This is a genomic window from Winogradskyella eximia (assembly GCF_003386165.1).
Lineage (GTDB): Bacteria > Bacteroidota > Bacteroidia > Flavobacteriales > Flavobacteriaceae > Winogradskyella > Winogradskyella eximia.
Genome location: NZ_QRDV01000001.1, coordinates 508018 through 527488, shown reverse-complemented (window position 1 = coordinate 527488; position 19471 = coordinate 508018). Strand labels below are relative to the sequence as shown.

The window sequence follows — 19471 nt, the reverse complement described above, 5'->3', positions numbered from 1 at the left end:
TGCACTTTTCTGAAATGAAATTATAAAGAGTTTTGAACATAAAAAAAGCGCTACTCAATTTTGAATAGCGCTTGTATAATTTATAATTTAATAATTTCTATAGAGGCTGTAAATAATCTGGCACTCCATCACCATCTGTATCAACGGCATCATCAGGATTACCGTCTCCATTTGGATCTGCATTTTCGTTGATAGTTAAAATACCATCACCATCGTCATCATTATCTAAATAATCGAAGTCGCCATCACCATCTGTATCAATTGGATTACCATCTAAGTCTACTGCTTCATATTGTGTTAAAATACCATCACCATCATCATCATTATCTAAATAATTAAAAATACCATCACCATCTGAATCATCTCCTGGATCATCTAAATTACCGTCTACATCACCATTAAAGTTTTCAAATACGTTAGGAATACCATCACTATCTTCATCTCCACAATCTAAATCATCTATTATAGCTTGGATACTGCCATCTTCATCTCCACAAATCTCTATTTGCTCTTGTAAATAAAACAAGTATTGTGCGCACTTATCATTAAAATTACCGATGTTAGCTGTCACATATTGCGATTCTGCTTCAGTTACATTACTCGTTGCATCTTCACAAGACATTACACAACTTCCCAAATCATCTATAATGGTTTGTATCGTTCCGTTAATATCTCCACAAAAATCACGTTGATTATTTAATGCTGCTATATAATTACTACAAGCGGCTTCAAAATCTGCTTTAATTATAAACTCTAAATTTTCAGAAGTTGCTGCTTCATATGCTCCTTCAGCTTCATTTACCAAAATAATAACATCCTCACATACTATAGGATCTAAAGGAATCGTTCCAGATAACAATGGAACTCTATAAAATATCCCACCATAAATCGGAGGATTAGTATCACCATTAAATCCTTCAGTAGTTCCACCAGTAAAATTAACAACATCACCAGATTCACTATAGGCATTAAAACGAAACGTTCCTGAAAATGTATTATTTAAAATCTCGGTTAGTCTAATTTCACCATAATCAGGATATGGAGAACCATTAGAATTATTAGTAGAATATACTGTACCATCAGCTGCAGTAAACCTTGCCTCCATTGAATCAACATCTCCTAAGTAATATAAACCAACTGATGCAGAAGGTAAAAACAATTCTAAAGTTTCAGCGTTATTGATTCCTTTAATGGTTAAAGCACCTGTTTCATTTATTCTTGCTCCAAAAGATTTAGCTCTCCAAAGTTGATTATTATAAGAGCCTTGAAGTGCAGGTGAATTAAACTCAACTTCATCACCACAACTAAATACTGTTAGAAAAACAAGCGTTAAGAGGATTAGTTTTTTCATATTCTAAAAGGTAATTTTTATCTTTGCCCCAAATATAGCGAAACAAGAATATCAAAAGTATAATAATTTTTAATATTGTCGCTCTCTTGATATTTTCTTTTCGCTAAAACGCAATAAATCACTAGTAAGAACTCAACTAAACCTTTACTTTTTCCTAAAAAACAATTAGTTGCATTCTAAACCAAAAAAATATAGTATCTTTGCGCCCTTATTAATAACAGAGGTCGAGAACCTCATTAATTAATTATTATGCCTGTAAAAATTAGATTACAAAGACACGGTAAAAAAGGAAAACCTTATTACTGGATCGTAGCAGCGGATTCACGCTCTAAAAGAGATGGTAAATACCTAGAGAAATTAGGTGCTTACAATCCAAACACAAATCCTGCAACAATTGAATTAAATGTTGACGGAGCTGTACAATGGTTACAAAATGGTGCACAACCAACCGACACTGCAAAAGCAATTTTATCTTATAAAGGAGCAATGCTAAAAAATCATTTAGCTGGTGGAGTTAGAAAAGGTGCATTAACTGAAGAGCAAGCTGAAACAAAATTCAACGCTTGGTTAGAAGAAAAAGCAGCTAAAGTAGCAGCAAAATCAGATGGCTTATCTAAAGCAGACGCTGACACTAAAGCTAAAGCATTAGAAGCTGAAAAAGCTGTAAATGAAGCACGTATCGCTGCAGCAACACCAGTTGTTGAAGAAGCGGCTACTGAAGAAACAGCAGCTTCAAACGAAGAAGAATAAAAAAATTATTTTTTATACTTTTAACCCAGGCTATTATGGTCTGGGTTTTTTTATTACCAAAAATGTCACATCGCGTGCAGTCGAGATGTAATTATTGATTGGCATTTATTATTATTCACGACTGCGTTTGAACTGACAGACTAGGAAAATGAAAAAAGAAGATTGTTTTTATTTAGGAAAGATTGTATCGAAATATAGTTTTAAAGGAGAGCTTTTAGCAAAACTAGATACTGATGAACCCGATTTATACGATAGCTTAGAGGCTATTTTTGTTGATCTAAGAGGAAACTTAGTCCCTTTCTTTGTGGAGTCTTCACAATTACACAAATCCGATTTGCTTCGGTTAAAGTTTGAAGATGTAGATACTGAAGCAGATGCAGATGCATTAATTAAAACAGAGCTATACTTACCTTTAGAATTACTTCCAAAACTAGAAGGCGATAAATTTTATTTTCATGAAGTTATTGGTTTTTCTATAAAAGATAAAAACTTTGGACATGTTGGTATGATTACAGGAATAAATGATTCTACAGCTCAAGCTCTTTTTGAAATTGACAGAGATGGTATTGAAATTTTAATTCCTATGAATGATGAATTTATAGATAAAGTAGATCGAGAAAACAAAACCATTGAGGTTAACACGCCAGAAGGATTAATTGATTTATATCTCGAAGAATAATGAGTTCTCTTCCTTTTAAATTCAAAGAATTTACAGTTAATCAAGAGCGTTGTGCCATGAAAATTGGCACGGACGGAGTGCTACTTGGAGCTTGGACTTCTGTTGAGCATAATCCTTATAATGTTTTAGACATTGGAGCTGGCACAGGTATTCTTAGCCTAATGATAGCCCAAAGATGCCATGCAGATCAAATTGAAGCCATAGAAATAGATGATGATGCCTTTGAACAATGCGCAGAAAATTTTGAAAACTCACCTTGGGCAGACCGTTTGTTTTGCTTTCATGCCTCTCTATTAGAATATATTGAAGCTGTAGATGAAAAATTTGATCTTATTATTTGTAACCCTCCATTTTACACAGAAGATTACAAAACAAAAGACAGCGCTAGAGACATAGCTCGTTTTAGTGATGCGATGCCATTGGAACATATTATTTTTGCTGTTATAAATTTTTTATCCGAAAAAGGCAAGTTTTCTATAGTTCTTCCATTTAAAGACGAAGAAAAGTATATTGAAGAAGCAAGTCTAATTGATCTTTTCCCTAATCGCATCCTGAGAGTTAGAGGAAATGAAAAATCGGATATTAAAAGAAGTCTCATAGAATTCTCTTATTCAGAAAGTCCAATTAAAATTTCAGAATTAATTATTGAAACCGAGCGTCATCAATACACAGAAGATTATATTAATCTCACCAAAGATTTTTATCTGAAAATGTAAATCTATTGTTGGGCAATGCTATCGTTTTCGTTACTTTTGTTAAACTTATAAAATAACACCTTCTATTTTGATAATTTCTCAGAATTAGAAGTTATAAATAACAAAATTAGAATGAAACCAGATTTATTCGAAGCACCAGATTATTATAATCTTGATGAATTACTTACAGAAGAGCACAAGTTAGTGCGCGATGCTGCAAGAGAATGGGTAAAACGTGATGTCTCACCTATCATTGAGGAATATGCTCAAAAAGCTGAATTCCCAAAACAAATTGTAAAAGGCTTAGCTGATATAGGTGCTTTTGGACCTTATATTCCAGAAGAATATGGAGGTGCAGGCTTAGACCAAATTTCTTATGGTTTAATAATGCAAGAAATTGAACGTGGTGATTCAGGTGTTCGTAGCACAGCGTCTGTTCAGTCGTCTTTAGTAATGTATCCTATTTGGAAATACGGAAACGAAGAGCAACGCCAAAAATACTTACCAAAATTAGCATCAGGTGAATGGATTGGTTCTTTTGGATTAACAGAACCAGATCATGGTTCTAATCCTGGAGGCATGACAACTAACTTTAAAGATATGGGTGACCATTATCTTTTAAATGGAGCTAAAATGTGGATTAGTAATTCACCATTTTGCGACGTTGCTGTAGTTTGGGCTAAAAATGAAGAAGGACGAATTCATGGTTTAGTTGTAGAACGTGGTATGGAAGGTTTTTCTACACCAGAAACACACAACAAATGGTCACTTAGAGCTTCTGCTACTGGTGAACTTATTTTTGATAATGTAAAAGTCCCTAAAGAGAACTTATTACCAAACAAATCTGGATTAGGAGCACCATTAGGATGTTTAGATTCAGCACGTTTTGGTATTGCTTGGGGAGCAATTGGTGCAGCAATGGATTGTTACGATACCGCTTTACGTTATAGTAAAGAACGTATGCAATTTGGCAAGCCAATTGGACAATTTCAACTACAACAAAAGAAATTAGCTGAAATGATTACCGAAATCACTAAAGCTCAATTATTAGCGTGGCGACTTGGTGTAATGAGAGAAGCAGGTACTGCAACCTCAGCACAAATTTCTATGGCAAAACGTAATAATGTTGAAATGGCAATTAACATTGCACGAGAAGCAAGACAGATGCTTGGAGGTATGGGAATCTCTGGCGAATATTCTATTATGCGTCATTCTATGAACCTCGAAAGTGTAATTACTTATGAAGGCACACATGATATTCATTTACTTATTACAGGATTGGATATTACTGGCTTAAATGCCTTTAAATAAGAATAAAACTTATGAATTATAAAGGCTTAAAACTTCAAATTAAGCCTTTATAATTTTCTAAAACTGATTTTCGACAGCTTTTTTAATTCTTCTGAAGCCTAAATTTGCATTGAATAAATTACAGTAACATTCAATAGCATATATCAGTATGGAAGACACAAGACAGGAGCTCATTCAATTTATCAACTTACAATTAGCATCAATAGGGCAACCAACATTTAAAGACGCAGAAAATAGCAAAGAAAAATTCTGTGACCCTAAATTTGAAGTATTATCACAAGGATTAATAAGAAGTTTACGAGAAAAATCGAGACTTTTAGCGAGCCATCTTTGTCCTGCAGATTCAAGAATACAAAATTTTATAGACGATTATTTAAAAGATGTTTCAATCGACAAATCGTTTGTACTTCCAAATAACACATTAATTTTATCGAGAAAAGGACAAGCTAGAGAAGCTAGTTTACCACCAGATGGTACTTCTTTTGAAAGCGATTTGGTGACATCAAAACGTCTTAAGCAAGGTATCTTAAATAATCCTTTACATGACAAAAGAACAACTAAAGGCACCTTTCATATTGTAGAAGGACCACTACCTGTTCCGTTAGACAAGAAAGAAGTACCTAAAGTAGTTTTAGCTCACTTTTTACACGCAGCCTTCACACCTCCAAACGATTTAAAAACACTTCCTTTTACATCAAATCAGACAGAAAAAGCTCAAACAATGGTTTCTATGTTATTGAGACCTGTAGTGTGCCCAGAAGTAAAAGGTGTTATTAAAGAAAAATCATTGGAAGTACGTTTTTTTGCGCCAGGTACCTTAGTGAGTAATTTAGATTTTGTAGAATCTATTTTTGGTAATGCAGGAGATCCTAATTTAGCACATAATGATGCAGCATTAGATCCAGAGCATTGGACAGGCCATACTGGCTGTATCATTCTTGCTCCTCAATTGTTAAAGCTTAAAAAGAAAGATGTAGGTTTACCTCATTATAATGATGCAACAGAGCGTCAGAAAAAAGATGGAATGTGCTGGCAAAATGAACACGAACTTTATAATGAAGGGAGTGCATTTAAAATAACATGTAGAGATGATAGAGGTGTTGTTGTAACCATTATTGCTGATAATTATTATGGCTATTCAAAAAAAGAAATAAAAACACAAATTAGTTATTCTGCAAACCTATTTGGATTAGCCGAAGAAGAGCATGCTGGTGGAGCTATAGCTTATGCTAGACGTGTTATGGGAGAAACCGTAAATTGTAATGACTATTCTACATATTATGGATTAGACCAAACTTTTGAAGAGGTTAAAACCCTATTAGCAGACAAGATTGAGGTAAAACCTGAAAATTATGCCATAGACAAAAATTATCCAAATTTAGTTTATATACCAGAATCATCTTATTTTAACACGGCTACCAATAGCATCACATGGAATTATAAAGGCAAAGAACAAAAGTTAACCTTATCTCCTTTTAAAACTTACATCCATCCTTCTGGTAATAAATTAAGATTAGAAAAACACAAGTCTATCAATCTTTGGCGTATGATAGAGACTTATCCAGAAGGCGTATTCTGCCATAAGCCTTGCACAGTTTCTGGAGGTGGTAAGTCTGAGATTTCTAAATCAATGCAAAACGCTATTACTTATAGTCCGTTTAACATTCATAATATTGATGAAGATTTTAAGAAAGCGGATGAAATCATTGAATTTAACTACTCAACACGATGGAAAGTTAAAGATCCTAATAGACCAATTTCAAGATCCTTTTTAAGTGAAAAAAGAACTTTGGGATCTGTTGTTAAATTACTGACACCAAATGAAGAAAATTCAGATGAGTTTAATGAATTTTTAAATAACATTCCTGTACATATTCGTTCATTAGTATTATTTGTAAAACGATTATTTAGACAAGCTCATGGCGCTAACCTTAACTGGAAAGACATGATGTCTGTTGAATTTATAAATGGAGTAAAAGGAACCTCTTTAATTTATAACCACACACCAGTTGTTGGTAGTTATGTTAGAATTGGTTTTAATCAAGACGGTAACTGGATGCTCAATAAATTACGTTCAGATTTCGCCGCATGTGAAAAGATTCAAACTGAAGATGATATAACAGCATCCATAACACTACCAAAAGAACGTTTTAAGAATTTAAATAAAGAGTACACCAACCAAAGTGTTAAAGTACTAACTAATTGCGAAGCGCATTTATTCCAAAGACCAGATGAAGCTATTGTAAGAGGTTATGATAAGCTTGCGGAATTAGATATTATCTCTGATGGTAGATTCTTAACAAATTACGAAATGTTGTCTAAAAAAGATGCTATTGCCATTTATGAAGACACCATCAATTACGATAAGTACACACAACCTGTTAAAGATTTTATCAAAGAAATTATTGATTCTGAAGATGAGGATGTACAGTTTGTTTTACCATCTCATCCAAGAATTGTAGATGGAGAACCTACTAAAAATCCACGTTATTTAGAACCAAATAAGGTTTATAATGAAACTGAAGCTACTTACATTTCGGATGTAGGAGTTCGTTTATGCAGAAGAATTAAACCTCAAGACCCAGTAATACATGTGGTAAATGCTGTGTTGCCTGGTAGAAGGAATAACCCAGCAGACAGAGAGGCTGGTATTAGACCATTGGCTGTATACAACCCAATCCATTACCAAGAAACTCCAGAACTATTTATGGACTTTATCTGTAGTTTAACAGGTAAATCTCCATCAACTACTGGAGCAGGATCTGAAGGTGCATTGACAAAAGCTCCATTTAATATGCTGACTCCAACAACAGATTTAAACAACGCTTTATTATCACATATCCTCACAGAATCTAACGGTTTTAGTACTGCTGCTGGTTATGTTGGTGCAGAAAATAAAATAGACCACGATGTTAGTTTATTAATCCCTGAAATTTGGGCTAGAATGGCACCAGAAGACAGAGATCCTAAAAACCTAATTGAAAATGGCTCTTTAGAAAAACTTGAAGACTTTGAACATAACGGTGAAAAAGTATTGGCGAGTCGTTTAGGCTATAGAATCACCAAGACCTTCTCGTTACTATGTCTAAACAGAATTTTTGATGAACCTACAGCTGTATTTAATAAGCGTATGCTAAAACCAGAATTACAAAATTTAGATGATTTTGTAGATGGAATTAAAAATATAGTTGAAGCACAACAGAAAGTAGCATTAAATTATTTTGAAGATGGAAGTATTGAAGCTGCTATTCCACCATTAAAAATTCTATTGAATATTATGGCTTATGGTCACTATGAAGGTAAAGACATTAGCAACCCAGAATTAAGACAGTATTTTGATAGAAGCTACGTGGTAAATTCTGATTGGTACAAAGAGCGATTAGCACTAAAACAACAAAAGGATATTACATATTATGGTTCTCAAATTGAGTATTTAGAATCATTTATTAAGGATTCTCATAATGATGTTTTAGTAGATGAATTACAATTAACAACGCGTTTAGAGGCTACTAAAAAATTATGTGATAATGTAAAATCACCAGATTATTTAGACCTTTTAGTTGGTACCATTGGTGTTGATCCTTTATATAAAAAATAAGGCAAATAACTTATAAGGCATTCTTATTTTGTTTGAAACAGAATTACTGAAATAATAGGTTAATTAATGAAATGCTTCTCTTAATCGAGAAGCATTTTTTGTTTACATTTACTTTATGTCTTCAAAAACCAGATTAGATCGCGCTTACAAAAATGCCAAACGCATTACGTTTGACGATTCCTCTAAGTTTATATTATTCAGTGATTGTCATCGTGGAGACAATAGTTTTGCTGATGATTTTGCAAATAACCGAAACATTTATTTTCATGCATTAAGACATTATTATTCTGAAGGATTTGACTATTGTGAACTTGGCGATGGAGATGAATTATGGGAAAACCTATCTTTTGAATCCATCTTCTATGCACACAAAAATGTGTATATGCTTATGAAACAATTTCATGATAAAGAACGCTTACACATGATTTGGGGAAACCATGATATGGTATATCGCGACCCTAAATATGTTGAAAAATACTTATCTACTTTTTTCGATCCAAAAACAGGAAATGACGAAGACTTATTTTGTGGAATTCAATATCATGAAGGTATCATATTAAAGCATTCTGAAACCAATCAAGAGTTATTTTTTACCCATGGTCATCAAGCTGATTGGTGGAATTATACGTTTTGGAAATGGAGTCGCTTTTTAGTGAGAATACTTTGGAAACCTTTAAATGTTATGGGCATTGCAGATCCTACAAGTCCGGCAAAAAACTACAAAGAACTTATAAAAGTGGAGCGTAGAACCAAAAAGTGGATTAGTGAAAACAATAATTTAATCACTGTGGTAGGTCACACACACAGACCACGTTTTCCAGAACCTGGTGACATTGCATTTTTTAATGATGGCAGTTGTGTACATCCAAGAAGTATTACTGGTATCGAAATTGAAAACGGAGCTATTTCACTTATAAAATGGCAAATTGTAACTACCGAAAATGGCACATTAAAAATTGATCGCTTTTTGCTAGAAGGACCTACTAAATTGATTAATTATAAGACAGAATAATCTAACTTTCAGGAGCCAACTCAACTTCCAAACCTTCCATTTCTGGCGTCATTTGTATTTGGCAACCTAAACGAGAATTATCTTTTACATTAAAAGCTTCAGAAAGCATAGCTTCTTCGTCGTCTTGCATTTCTGGCAATTCAATTTCGCTTAACACATAACACTGACAAGAAGCACACATCGCCATACCTCCACAAATACCTATGGTGCCTTCTGGAGCAAGCTCGTAAGACCGAACTACCTCCATAAGATTCATAGCCATATCTGTTGGAGCTTCAATTTGATGCTTTACTCCTTCTCTATCTATGATTGTTATATTTATGTCTTGTTCCATATTATGAGCAATTACTATCTAACAGATACTAATTTGTTTTTAATTAATAGCTTTTACAACCGCTTTTGGAGCTTCTTTACGCGTACCATCAAAACCATCTACACCAGCAACAGTTGTATATTTTAAAACGTAACGTTTCCCTGGATTAATAATTTGGTAGGCGGATTGGCACATTAGTGTTGCTTCATGAAAACCGCATAGAATCAGCTTTAATTTTCCAGGATATGTATTTACATCACCAATAGCGTAAATTCCAGGAATATTAGTTTGATAGTCTAATGAATTATCAACCTTAATGGCATTCTTTTCTATCTCAAGTCCCCAATTTGCAATTGGTCCGAGTTTAGGCGACAAACCAAACAGAGGAATAAAATGATCCGTTTCTAATAAAATAGGTTCTTCATCTTTCTTAGTTACCTCAACATTTTCAACTTTACCATTTCCGTTTATTGCTGTTATTTCTGCAGGAGTAATTAAATTTATTTTTCCAAGGTTTTTTAATTCTTGTACTTTTTCAACAGAATCTAAATGCCCTCTAAATTCATTTCTTCTATGTATTAAAGTAACCTCTGAAGCTATATCGCTCAAAAAGATACTCCAATCTAAAGCAGAATCTCCTCCACCAGCAATGACTACTTTTTTATTGCGATAAATTTCTGGTTCTTTAATCATGTATTCCACTCCACAATCTTCGTAATCAGAAATGTTATCTAGTAATGGTTTACGAGGCTCAAAACTTCCTAAACCACCAGCGATTGCAACGACAGGAGCTTTATGTTGTGTGCCTTTATTTGTAGTAACAATAAAAGAGCCATCCTCTTGTTTTTCTATAGTTTCTGCTCGTTCACCTAAAGTGAAACCTGGCTCAAACTGTTTACACTGTTCTAGAAGTTTATCTGTTAAATCACCAGCTAAAATTTCTGGATATGCAGGAATATCGTAAATCGGTTTCTTGGGATAAAGCTCAGAACATTGGCCACCTGCTTGTGGCAAGGCATCAATTAAATGGCATTTTAATTTTAAAAGTCCAGCTTCAAAAACTGTAAAAAGTCCTGTTGGACCAGCACCAATAATAAGTATATCTGTTGTAATCATAGATGAAAAATTGAAAACAAAATTACTAATGTCATTTTATTCAGAATGTGATAAATGTCACATTACTTTTCTACATTAATAACTTTTTCGATTTGGGGAGCATATTTTTTAATAGTCATTTCTACTCCAGACTTTAAAGTCATTTGGTTAACACTGCAAGATGTACAAGCGCCTACTAATTGAACTTTTACAAATTTACCATCATCTATAGATAGTAAATTAATGTCTCCTCCATCATTTTGTAGAAACGGACGAATTTCATCTAAGGCTTTTTCTACGTTTAATCTAAGTTCTTCTGAGCTCATTTAATTCTTTTTAACTGCAGAGCAACCTGCCATTGTTGTAATTTTTATTGCTTCGGTAGCTGGTAAAGCATCATTTCTATTCACCACTTGCTGTACAACTTCTCTTGTAATGGCTTCAAATGCTTCTTTAGTCGGAGTGCCTGTTTGCATTGCTGCTGGTCTTCCTAAATCACCGGCTTCTCTTATGCTTTGTACCAATGGTACTTCGCCTAAAAACGGTACTTTTAAATCTTCAGCTAAATGCTTGGCTCCTTCTTTTCCAAATATATAATATTTATTTTCAGGAAGCTCAGCTGGCGTGAAGTAAGCCATATTTTCAATAATACCTAAAACAGGTACATTGATACTATCTTGCTGAAACATGGCAACACCTTTTTTAGCATCTGCTAATGCTACATTTTGCGGTGTACTTACCACAACAGCTCCTGTAATAGGCAACGCTTGCATAATACTTAAATGGATATCACCTGTTCCTGGAGGTAAATCGAGTAATAAGAAATCTAATTCTCCCCAAGCTGCATCAAATATCATTTGGTTTAGTGCTTTAGAAGCCATTGGTCCTCTCCAAATTACAGCTTGATCTGGTTTTGTAAAAAAGCCAATAGACAATACTTTAACTCCGTAATTTTCTACAGGTTTCATTTTAGATTTACCATCTACAGTTACAGATAAAGGACGCTCATTGGCTACATCAAACATAATTGGTATTGATGGTCCATAAATATCAGCATCTAAAACACCAACTTTAAAACCCATATTAGCTAAAGTAACAGCTAAATTTGCCGTTACTGTAGATTTACCAACTCCTCCTTTACCAGAAGCAACGGCTACAATATTTTGAATTCCAGGAATTGCTTTCCCCTTTATTTCATTTTTAGGCTGTGCTGCTTGTGCGTCAATTTTTACATTGACTTTTATTTTTGCCTTTTCATAAACTTCTTTATGAATGGTTTGTAAAATATCGACTTCTGTTCTTTTACGTGCTTGAAGACTTGGATTTTTTATAGTAATATCTACAATCACTTCGTCTGCAAAAGTTACAACATTAGTGACCGCTCCGCTATCTACCATATTTTCACCTTCACCAGGTGCTGTTATGGTTTTAAGCGCATTAAGTATATCTTGTTTTAATAATTTCATAATGAATAAGGACTAGAAAAAACTGAAACTAAAGCCTAGACTCAATTCTTTCTTATTAAGATTAATTCTAAATGCAAAGATACTGTGAAATGTTTAGAATTTGAAAACCTTTTGATTGAAATGAACAATAGAGCAAGTGACTAAGATAATACTTGGTTTCTTAAAAACAATGTATCTTTAGAACACTGAAAACCAGCCACATGAAAAACTATTTCTTTTTTGTTATTGCCATATTAATTTCAATTACCATAAATGCCCAGAATATAGAAAATCTAGAGCCTGAATTTAAAAATATGCTAACGAACACAAATTGTGTAGCAACATCAAGATATGAGCCTGGAATAAGTGATGCAGATACAAACGATGATGGTGAAATAAGTATTGCAGAAGCCGAAGCTGTAATACATCTAAATTTTGGACAATATGATGTAACTGATGCCTCAGGAATTGAGTATTTTATTAATCTTGAATCTCTAAATTGTCAATACAATGCCTTATCTAGCCTTAACGTAAATACTCTTGTCAATCTCACATATTTAAATTGTTCTAATAATCAACTTACCGAATTAACTGGTATTAACAACCTTGTAAATTTGGAGGTTTTAGATTGCGGTAATAATGCGTTGTCCGCTTTAGACCTAAGTAACTCCTTCAATTTAGAGAGTATAGCCTGTTATAATAACCAGTTAACAATTTTAACGTTAGGCGAATTAGCTAATCTTATAATTCTTGATTGCACTTATAACCAGATAACATCTTTAGATGTGACTGGATCTCCAATTCTGCAGGAATTATATTGTGCAAATAATCAAATAACATATTTAGATTTATCAAATAAAGCTGTAGACACGTATTACTATGAAGCCCAAAATAATCAAATAGAAACGCTTCTTATTAAAAATGGTAGTGTAATAGACGACATGATATCATGGGATTTTAGTGAATTTAATTTTTCAAATAATCCTTTAACTTATGTCTGCGGAGATGAAGATGAATTACAATTAATACATAGTTGGTTAGCTTATCATGAAATCAACAATTGCGTTGTTAGTAGTTATTGTTCTTTTATACCAGGTGGTGAATACTACTCAGTTGAAGGCAATATAGCAATGGATTTGGACTCCAATGGTTGTGACACAAACGATGCTGTTTTCCCTAATCTTAACTTTGAAATATCAAATGGAACTGAAACAGGAAATTTTATTTCTAATGCTACAGGAAGTTATTCTATAGCAATTCAAGGAGGTACACATACCATAACACCAATTCTTGAAAATCCAAGTTATTTTGAGGTTACACCTGAGAGTGTAACAATAGATTTCCCAACAGAAACAAGTCCTTTTACACAAGACTTTTGCATAACTCCCATTGGTATTTATAAAGCTATTGATATTCAAATTATACCATTAACGGCTGCCGTTCCTGGCTTTGAAGCTGATTATAGAATTATTTATAAAAACATAGGTAATACTTTAATTGATTTTGGGCAAGTGTTACTCACTAATCACTTCGATTTAATGAGTGAAGTGTCATTTAGTCCGAGTTGGAACTCTTTTACTTTTGTTGACAATGCTTGGCATTTTAACTTTGAAGATTTACAACCCTTTGAAACGAGAACGATAGATTTCTCAATGTTAATTAATACACCAATGGATACTCCTGCCGTAAATGGAAGTGATGTATTAACGTTTAATGCCAATTATTTTATTGAATATGAATTAGAAGATCCTGAAACGGCTTTTGTTTTAGAACAAACTGTAGTTAATTCTTTTGACCCTAATGACAAAACATGTTTAGAAGGTGATTTTATTACTCCTGAAATGGTTGGTGACTATGTACATTATATGATTCGTTTTGAAAATACAGGAACCGCAAATGCTGAAAATGTTGTTGTAAAAGATCACATAGATATTAGTAAGTATGATTTGTCTTCAATTTTGCCATTACACGGAAGTCATAATTTTGTAACTCGAATAAAAAACACCTCTGAAGACCACTATGTAGAATTTATTTTTGAAAACATCAACCTGCCTTTTAATGATACCAACAATGATGGTTATATCGTTTTTAAAATTAAAACCCTAGATACGTTAGCTTTGAATGACACTCTTGAGAATGAAGCCGAAATATATTTCGATTTTAATTTTCCAATCGTAACAAATATCGCGCTAACAACTATTGAAACGTTAAGTACTGATGAATTTGAATTGGCAAACAACACTATAACCTTATATCCCAATCCAACAACTCACATTTTACATTTAGAATCTAAACAGCCCATAAAACAAATAACAATTTGTGATATTTCTGGCCGACTTATTAAAGAGCTTGCTGTGATTGGTACAAAAACAAAAACGACTATTTCTACTCAAGAATTCTCTTCAGGTACTTACTTTGTAAAAATTAAAAGTGAAACAGGAGATGTTGTAAAGAAAATTATTAAAGCATAAATTAGAGTAGTTCTTTAGCCGGTTCCCAATACACAGATTCTAAATCTTGAATTTGATTTTCTATAACCACAATGCCTTCACTTTCTAAAAGTTGTTGCATTAAGTTAGTGCCTTCAAAATGATGCTTACCTGTTAAGAGTCCTTTTCGGTTAACTACTCTGTGTGCTGGCACATCTTTGTTGTGAGAATTATTCATGGCATAACCGACGATTCTAGCACTTTTTCCTGCTCCTAAATATTTAGCAATAGCACCATAACTGGTTACCTTACCGTAAGGAATTTGCTTAGCGACTTCATAAACCTTTTCAAAAAAACCTAAAGTTTCTGGTTTCATTTGTTCTTATTTATAGAAATTATTTTCAAATAATACATCTACTAAATTCAATTTATCTCAACAGAAATTAAAACGAGATAGTCAATAATTACCACGCTTTTATAATATTGATAAATGTAATTAAAGCAACAATACCGGTAACACTACCTATGATATAGTTCATGTTTTTTTGAGAAGTAAACGCCTTATCTTTAATCTTATCGAAAAAGAAAATATAAAAATAGAGTACTACAAACGTACCTGTTGCAGCACCTGTAACATAAGTAACAACACTTAATTTCTCAAAATCCATCCAACCAAAAGACACCAAAGTAATCACCATGTAAGCTTGAAATGGAATGGGAAAAATATTTAGAGCAGATAACAACATGCCATGTAAAAGTCTGCCATGTTTGCTTGTTATTTCTGCTTCTGGCTTTGCTTCTTTTTGCTTTGAAGCTAACACAAAAAAGTATATAGTAATAAGTACAAATATGACAAATGCAACCCGTTTAAGTATCTCTACAATATCCTGATGATTAGTTAAATACCTAGCAAATATTGCCGCCAAATATGTTTGAATAAAAACAACAATACAAACGCCTGTAGAAAACATAATACCGCGTCCTGCTCCTTCCTTAAGGCTTATTCTTGCAGCTGTCATATTAAGTAAACCAGGAGGAGTAACCGCTATAATGGCTGCCAAAAGCCCTAGAAAAAAAATAATTGTAATACTCAAATTTTAATTGATTTTGAATCTAATATACGTAATTGCTTTATCTTTCTCTAAATACTGATTTTCGTAAAACGTTTTAATTTCTGTAACATCCTCAGGACTGCCTTCTAATTTATAAACATTATGATTAGCATAAAGCACTTCTAAACCTAACCCATGTAACAAACCTAAAGTATAACCATGCATAAACTCGCTATCTGTTTTTAAATGCATTAAGCCGCCAGGTTTTAATACTTTTTTATAGCGTTCTAAAAACTGTAAATTAGTCATTCGGTGTTTAGTACGTTGGTATTTTATTTGCGGATCTGGAAACGTAATCCAAATTTCATCCACTTCATTTTCTTCAAAAACAAATTCAATGAGCTCTATTTGAGTTCTAATAAAGGCTGCATTTGGTATATCTTCTTCAATAGCTGTTTTAGCACCTCTCCAAAACCGAGCTCCTTTAATATCTATGCCAATAAAGTTTTTGTTGGGATAGCGTTTTGATAAGCCAACAGTATACTCACCTTTTCCGCAACCCAATTCTAACACCAAAGGATTATCGTTTTTAAAAACTTCTGATCTCCATTTTCCTTTTAACTTAAATGTAGCATCAACTAATTCTTCTCGTGTAGGTTGATATACGTTATGAAAGGTTTCATTTTCTCTAAAGCGCCTCTGTTTATTTTTACTTCCCACTTATTTCAATTTTTTAATAATTCGGTAAAATTAAGGAAACATTTTAGGTTTATCTTTGTTTTAATCATTGATATCTTAATAACAGATAAAAACTGGAAAATAATCAACAGATAAAAATTAAAGATCAGAAACGGATTTTAATTGCTCCTCTAAATTGGGGTTTAGGTCATGCTACGCGATGTATTCCTATAATTAACGCTTTAATTCATCATAATTTTGAACCTATAATTGCTAGTGATGGTGCTGCACTACAATTATTGCAAAAAGAGTTTCCCACCTTAAAATCGTTTGAGTTACCATCTTACAATATTACTTACGCAAAAAAAGCAAACAGCTTCAAGTTAAAACTATTAAAAGACTCTCCTCATGTTTTAAAAACTATTAAACGAGAAAAAAAAGTTGTTGAACATTTAATTAAAACAGAAGTTATTTCTGGTATTATTTCGGATAACAGATTTGGCGTTAGACACCACACAATTCCTTCTGTGTTTATTACACATCAGTTAAGAGTTCTAAGTGGCAATACCACGTGGTTAAGTAGTAAGCTACATCAACAAATAATCTTAAAATTTAATGAGTGTTGGGTACCAGATCATAATGGTTCTGATAATTTAAGTGGAGAATTAGGACATGTTGAGAATTTTGTAGCATCAGTAAAATATATAGGACCATTAACACGCTTTCGAAAACAAAATGTAAAAACAAAATACAATCTTCTAGTTTTACTCTCTGGACCAGAACCTCAACGTACTTTTTTAGAAGAAAAGATATTAAATGAATTAAAACACTTTAATAAAAGTGTGCTATTTATAAAAGGAAAAGTAGAAACAGAACAACAGAAAGAGATTATTGGAAACGTTGTTATCTATAATTTTATGACTAGCACTCAACTTGAAACAGCAATAAACGAAAGCGACCTCATTCTCAGCAGATCGGGTTACACTACTATAATGGATTTAGCAAAACTTGAAAAGAAAGCTTTTTTTATTCCTACTCCTGGACAATTTGAACAAGAGTATTTAGCTAAAAAAATGCAATCGGAAGGCATTGCTCCGTTTTGCAATCAAGAAGAATTTAAAATAGAGTTATTATCTAATATGGATAAGTACAGCGGTTTTAAATCTCAAGAGTATGAATTAAACTACAAGAAGTTATTCCGCCTTTTCTAACGTAAACGAAAACTCACTACCAACTCCGAGTTCGCTCTCAATATAAATTTTTTCTTCGTGAGCTTCTATAATGTGTTTTACAATAGATAAGCCTAATCCCGATCCTCCTTGTTTTCGATTACCACTTGTATCTACACGATAAAAACGCTCAAACAAACGCTGAATATTAGCTTTGGCTATACCTTCGCCATTATCTGTAACTCTAATAATTGCTTTGTTTTTTATAAGATTCTCTATACTAACTTCTGTAGTCCCTTTCTCTCGTCCATATTTTATAGAGTTGACGATTAGATTGGTTAAAACCTGCTGAATACGTTCTTTGTCTGCATACACCATTATTGGTTTCGTATAATCAATATCAAAAGTTAAAGTAATATGTTTTTTAGCTGCTTTCATCTCAAACAAATCAAACACACTCTGCACCAGTTTAACGATATCAAAATTTTCTTTCTCTAAACTAAGCACACCAACTTCCAATTTAGTAATCATGTCTAAATCCTTGATGATATAAGTTAAGCGCTCGACACCTTTGCTCGCTCTAGCTAAATATTTATCTCTAATTTTATCATCTTCAATTCCACCATCTAATAAGGTAAGAAGATAGCTTTGCACTGTAAAAAGAGGAGTTTTTAATTCGTGAGAAACATTACCAATAAATTCTTTTCTATATTCTTCTCTGATTTTTAAAGTTTCAATTTCAAACTTTTTGTTTTTAGCGTATTTGTCTATTTCCCTAGTTAACGTTCCCATATCTGTCGTTATAGGTTGTTGTCTTAGACTTGTAGATTCTAGCAAGGTAAGATCATCATATATTTTCTTAACACGCCTATATATAAACCGCTCCACTCTATACTGAATAATTAAAAAACAGAATGGAAAACAGATAAGTGGATAAAAAACAAAATACCAATTATAGATTTGAAAAAAAAACAAAAAGGCACCAATAAGAAGCGAGGTGAACAACGTAACGTATAGCGCTGTCCGAAACGCAAATTTGTAAGATTTCTTAAGATTTTTATTTTGCATTAGTCTACAAACTTGTAACCAACACCTTTTACGGTTTTAAAGGATTTATCTCCTATTTTTTCACGAAGTTTTCTAATATGTACATCAATGGTTCTTCCTCCAACGACCACTTCATTTCCCCAGACTTTATCTAAAATTTCATCTCGCTTAAAAACTTTACCTGGCTTGGTTGCTAACAAAGATAACAATTCAAACTCTTTTCTTGGCAAGGTGATTTCTTCTCCTTTTATTGTAATTTTATATTCTTCCCTGTATATAACCAAATCTCCAATTTCTAAAATAGCATTAACAGTGTTGTCAGAATGTTTAAGTCTTCTTAATAATGCTTTCACCTTACTAATTAAAACTTTTGGTTTTATAGGTTTGGCTATATAATCATCTGCACCAGCATCAAAACCGGCAACTTGAGAATAATCTTCTCCTCTTGCTGTTAAGAATGTTATAATGGTTTCACTTAAATCAGATTGTTCTCTTATACGCTCACAAGCTTCAATACCATCCATTTTTGGCATCATAACGTCTAAAATAATTAGATGAGGTTTGTGTTTTTTCGCCAACTCAACGGCCTCTAAACCACTCTCACCTTTTATAACTTGATAACCTTCAGCAGATAAATTATAACCTACAATTTCTAAAATATCTGGCTCATCATCTACTAGTAAAATTTTAATATCTTTCTTTTTCAATGGTACTTTTTATTTAATGTGATGTAAATATAAAATATATCTGTATTAAGTGTCTAAGAATATTGAATTGATAACAATTCCCTAACATTAAAATTATAAGTAACTGAAACTAAGAAGCACCTGATAGTAACCACATTAAC

General features: G+C 32.8%; 18 protein-coding genes. 8 read left to right on the top strand and 10 right to left on the bottom strand.

What is annotated here, in order from left to right; translation table 11 throughout:
* Positions 1-97: 97 nt before the first annotated feature.
* Positions 98-1351: a DUF6252 family protein gene (locus tag DFQ10_RS02305; RefSeq protein WP_115815815.1), complete on the bottom strand. Its 1254-nt coding sequence runs from the start codon at positions 1349-1351 to the stop codon at positions 98-100.
* Positions 1352-1600: 249 nt separating this feature from the next.
* Here DFQ10_RS02305 and DFQ10_RS02300 point away from each other — a divergent pair, with 249 nt between their 5' ends.
* The 6 genes from DFQ10_RS02300 to DFQ10_RS02275 all read left to right on the top strand — a co-directional run bounded on the left by DFQ10_RS02300 (position 1601) and on the right by DFQ10_RS02275 (position 9396).
* On the top strand, positions 1601-2101 hold the full coding sequence (locus DFQ10_RS02300) for a 30S ribosomal protein S16 (RefSeq protein ID WP_115815814.1): 501 nt from the start codon (positions 1601-1603) through the stop codon (positions 2099-2101).
* A gap of 148 nt (positions 2102-2249) precedes the next feature.
* Complete coding sequence (gene rimM / locus DFQ10_RS02295; protein ID WP_115815813.1) at positions 2250-2780, top strand: ribosome maturation factor RimM; 531 nt, start codon at positions 2250-2252, stop codon at positions 2778-2780.
* The gene (locus DFQ10_RS02290; RefSeq protein ID WP_115815812.1) at positions 2780-3496 is read left to right on the top strand and encodes a tRNA1(Val) (adenine(37)-N6)-methyltransferase; all 717 of its coding nucleotides are present in this window, start codon (positions 2780-2782) and stop codon (positions 3494-3496) included. The genes rimM and DFQ10_RS02290 overlap by 1 nt, the downstream gene beginning before the upstream one ends.
* A gap of 111 nt (positions 3497-3607) precedes the next feature.
* A complete protein-coding gene (locus DFQ10_RS02285; protein WP_115815811.1) occupies positions 3608-4786 on the top strand; it encodes an acyl-CoA dehydrogenase family protein in 1179 nt (392 codons plus the stop codon).
* 148 nt (positions 4787-4934) lie between these two features.
* Positions 4935-8384, top strand: coding sequence for a hypothetical protein (locus DFQ10_RS02280; protein ID WP_115815810.1), 3450 nt, complete (start codon positions 4935-4937; stop codon positions 8382-8384).
* Positions 8385-8499: 115 nt separating this feature from the next.
* A complete protein-coding gene (locus tag DFQ10_RS02275; RefSeq protein ID WP_115815809.1) occupies positions 8500-9396 on the top strand; it encodes a metallophosphoesterase family protein in 897 nt (298 codons plus the stop codon).
* 1 nt (position 9397) lies between these two features.
* Here the strand turns inward: DFQ10_RS02275 and DFQ10_RS02270 are convergent, their stop codons facing one another.
* The 4 genes from DFQ10_RS02270 to DFQ10_RS02255 all read right to left on the bottom strand — a co-directional run bounded on the left by DFQ10_RS02270 (position 9398) and on the right by DFQ10_RS02255 (position 12270).
* Entirely contained in the window at positions 9398-9730 is a 333-nt protein-coding gene (locus DFQ10_RS02270; RefSeq protein ID WP_115815808.1) for a 2Fe-2S iron-sulfur cluster-binding family protein, read from the bottom strand.
* A gap of 39 nt (positions 9731-9769) precedes the next feature.
* On the bottom strand, positions 9770-10825 hold the full coding sequence (locus tag DFQ10_RS02265) for an NAD(P)/FAD-dependent oxidoreductase (protein ID WP_115815807.1): 1056 nt from the start codon (positions 10823-10825) through the stop codon (positions 9770-9772).
* Between the two features lie 62 nt (positions 10826-10887).
* A complete protein-coding gene (locus DFQ10_RS02260; protein ID WP_115815806.1) occupies positions 10888-11130 on the bottom strand; it encodes a NifU family protein in 243 nt (80 codons plus the stop codon).
* The gene (locus DFQ10_RS02255; protein WP_115815805.1) at positions 11131-12270 is read right to left on the bottom strand and encodes an Mrp/NBP35 family ATP-binding protein; all 1140 of its coding nucleotides are present in this window, start codon (positions 12268-12270) and stop codon (positions 11131-11133) included.
* Positions 12271-12470: 200 nt separating this feature from the next.
* Between DFQ10_RS02255 and DFQ10_RS02250 the strand changes: the two genes are divergently transcribed.
* Entirely contained in the window at positions 12471-14720 is a 2250-nt protein-coding gene (locus tag DFQ10_RS02250) for a T9SS type A sorting domain-containing protein (RefSeq protein ID WP_115815804.1), read from the top strand.
* Position 14721: 1 nt separating this feature from the next.
* On the opposite strand, the gene DFQ10_RS02245 is transcribed toward DFQ10_RS02250, so the two are convergent.
* From DFQ10_RS02245 to trmB, 3 genes are all read right to left on the bottom strand, one after another.
* Positions 14722-15054, bottom strand: a complete 333-nt coding sequence (locus DFQ10_RS02245) for an MGMT family protein (RefSeq protein WP_115815803.1) — start codon at positions 15052-15054, stop codon at positions 14722-14724.
* A gap of 88 nt (positions 15055-15142) precedes the next feature.
* The gene (locus tag DFQ10_RS02240; protein WP_115815802.1) at positions 15143-15772 is read right to left on the bottom strand and encodes a LysE family transporter; all 630 of its coding nucleotides are present in this window, start codon (positions 15770-15772) and stop codon (positions 15143-15145) included.
* Positions 15773-15775: 3 nt separating this feature from the next.
* Positions 15776-16450 carry a tRNA (guanosine(46)-N7)-methyltransferase TrmB gene (gene trmB, locus DFQ10_RS02235; RefSeq protein ID WP_115815801.1) on the bottom strand — a complete coding sequence of 225 codons (675 nt, stop codon included), beginning with the start codon at positions 16448-16450 and terminating at the stop codon, positions 15776-15778.
* A gap of 257 nt (positions 16451-16707) precedes the next feature.
* Here trmB and DFQ10_RS02230 point away from each other — a divergent pair, with 257 nt between their 5' ends.
* A complete protein-coding gene (locus DFQ10_RS02230; protein ID WP_317124887.1) occupies positions 16708-17619 on the top strand; it encodes a glycosyltransferase in 912 nt (303 codons plus the stop codon).
* On the opposite strand, the gene DFQ10_RS02225 is transcribed toward DFQ10_RS02230, so the two are convergent.
* Together DFQ10_RS02225 and DFQ10_RS02220 are read right to left on the bottom strand one after the other, a co-directional pair.
* Entirely contained in the window at positions 17602-18645 is a 1044-nt protein-coding gene (locus tag DFQ10_RS02225) for a sensor histidine kinase (RefSeq protein WP_115815799.1), read from the bottom strand. The two genes, DFQ10_RS02230 and DFQ10_RS02225, sit on opposite strands and share 18 nt — an antisense overlap.
* Positions 18645-19331 (bottom strand): response regulator transcription factor, encoded by a 687-nt coding sequence (locus DFQ10_RS02220; RefSeq protein WP_115815798.1) that lies wholly within the window; start codon positions 19329-19331, stop codon positions 18645-18647. Before DFQ10_RS02220 ends, DFQ10_RS02225 begins: the two co-directional genes overlap by 1 nt.
* Between the last annotated feature and the right edge of the window lie 140 nt (positions 19332-19471).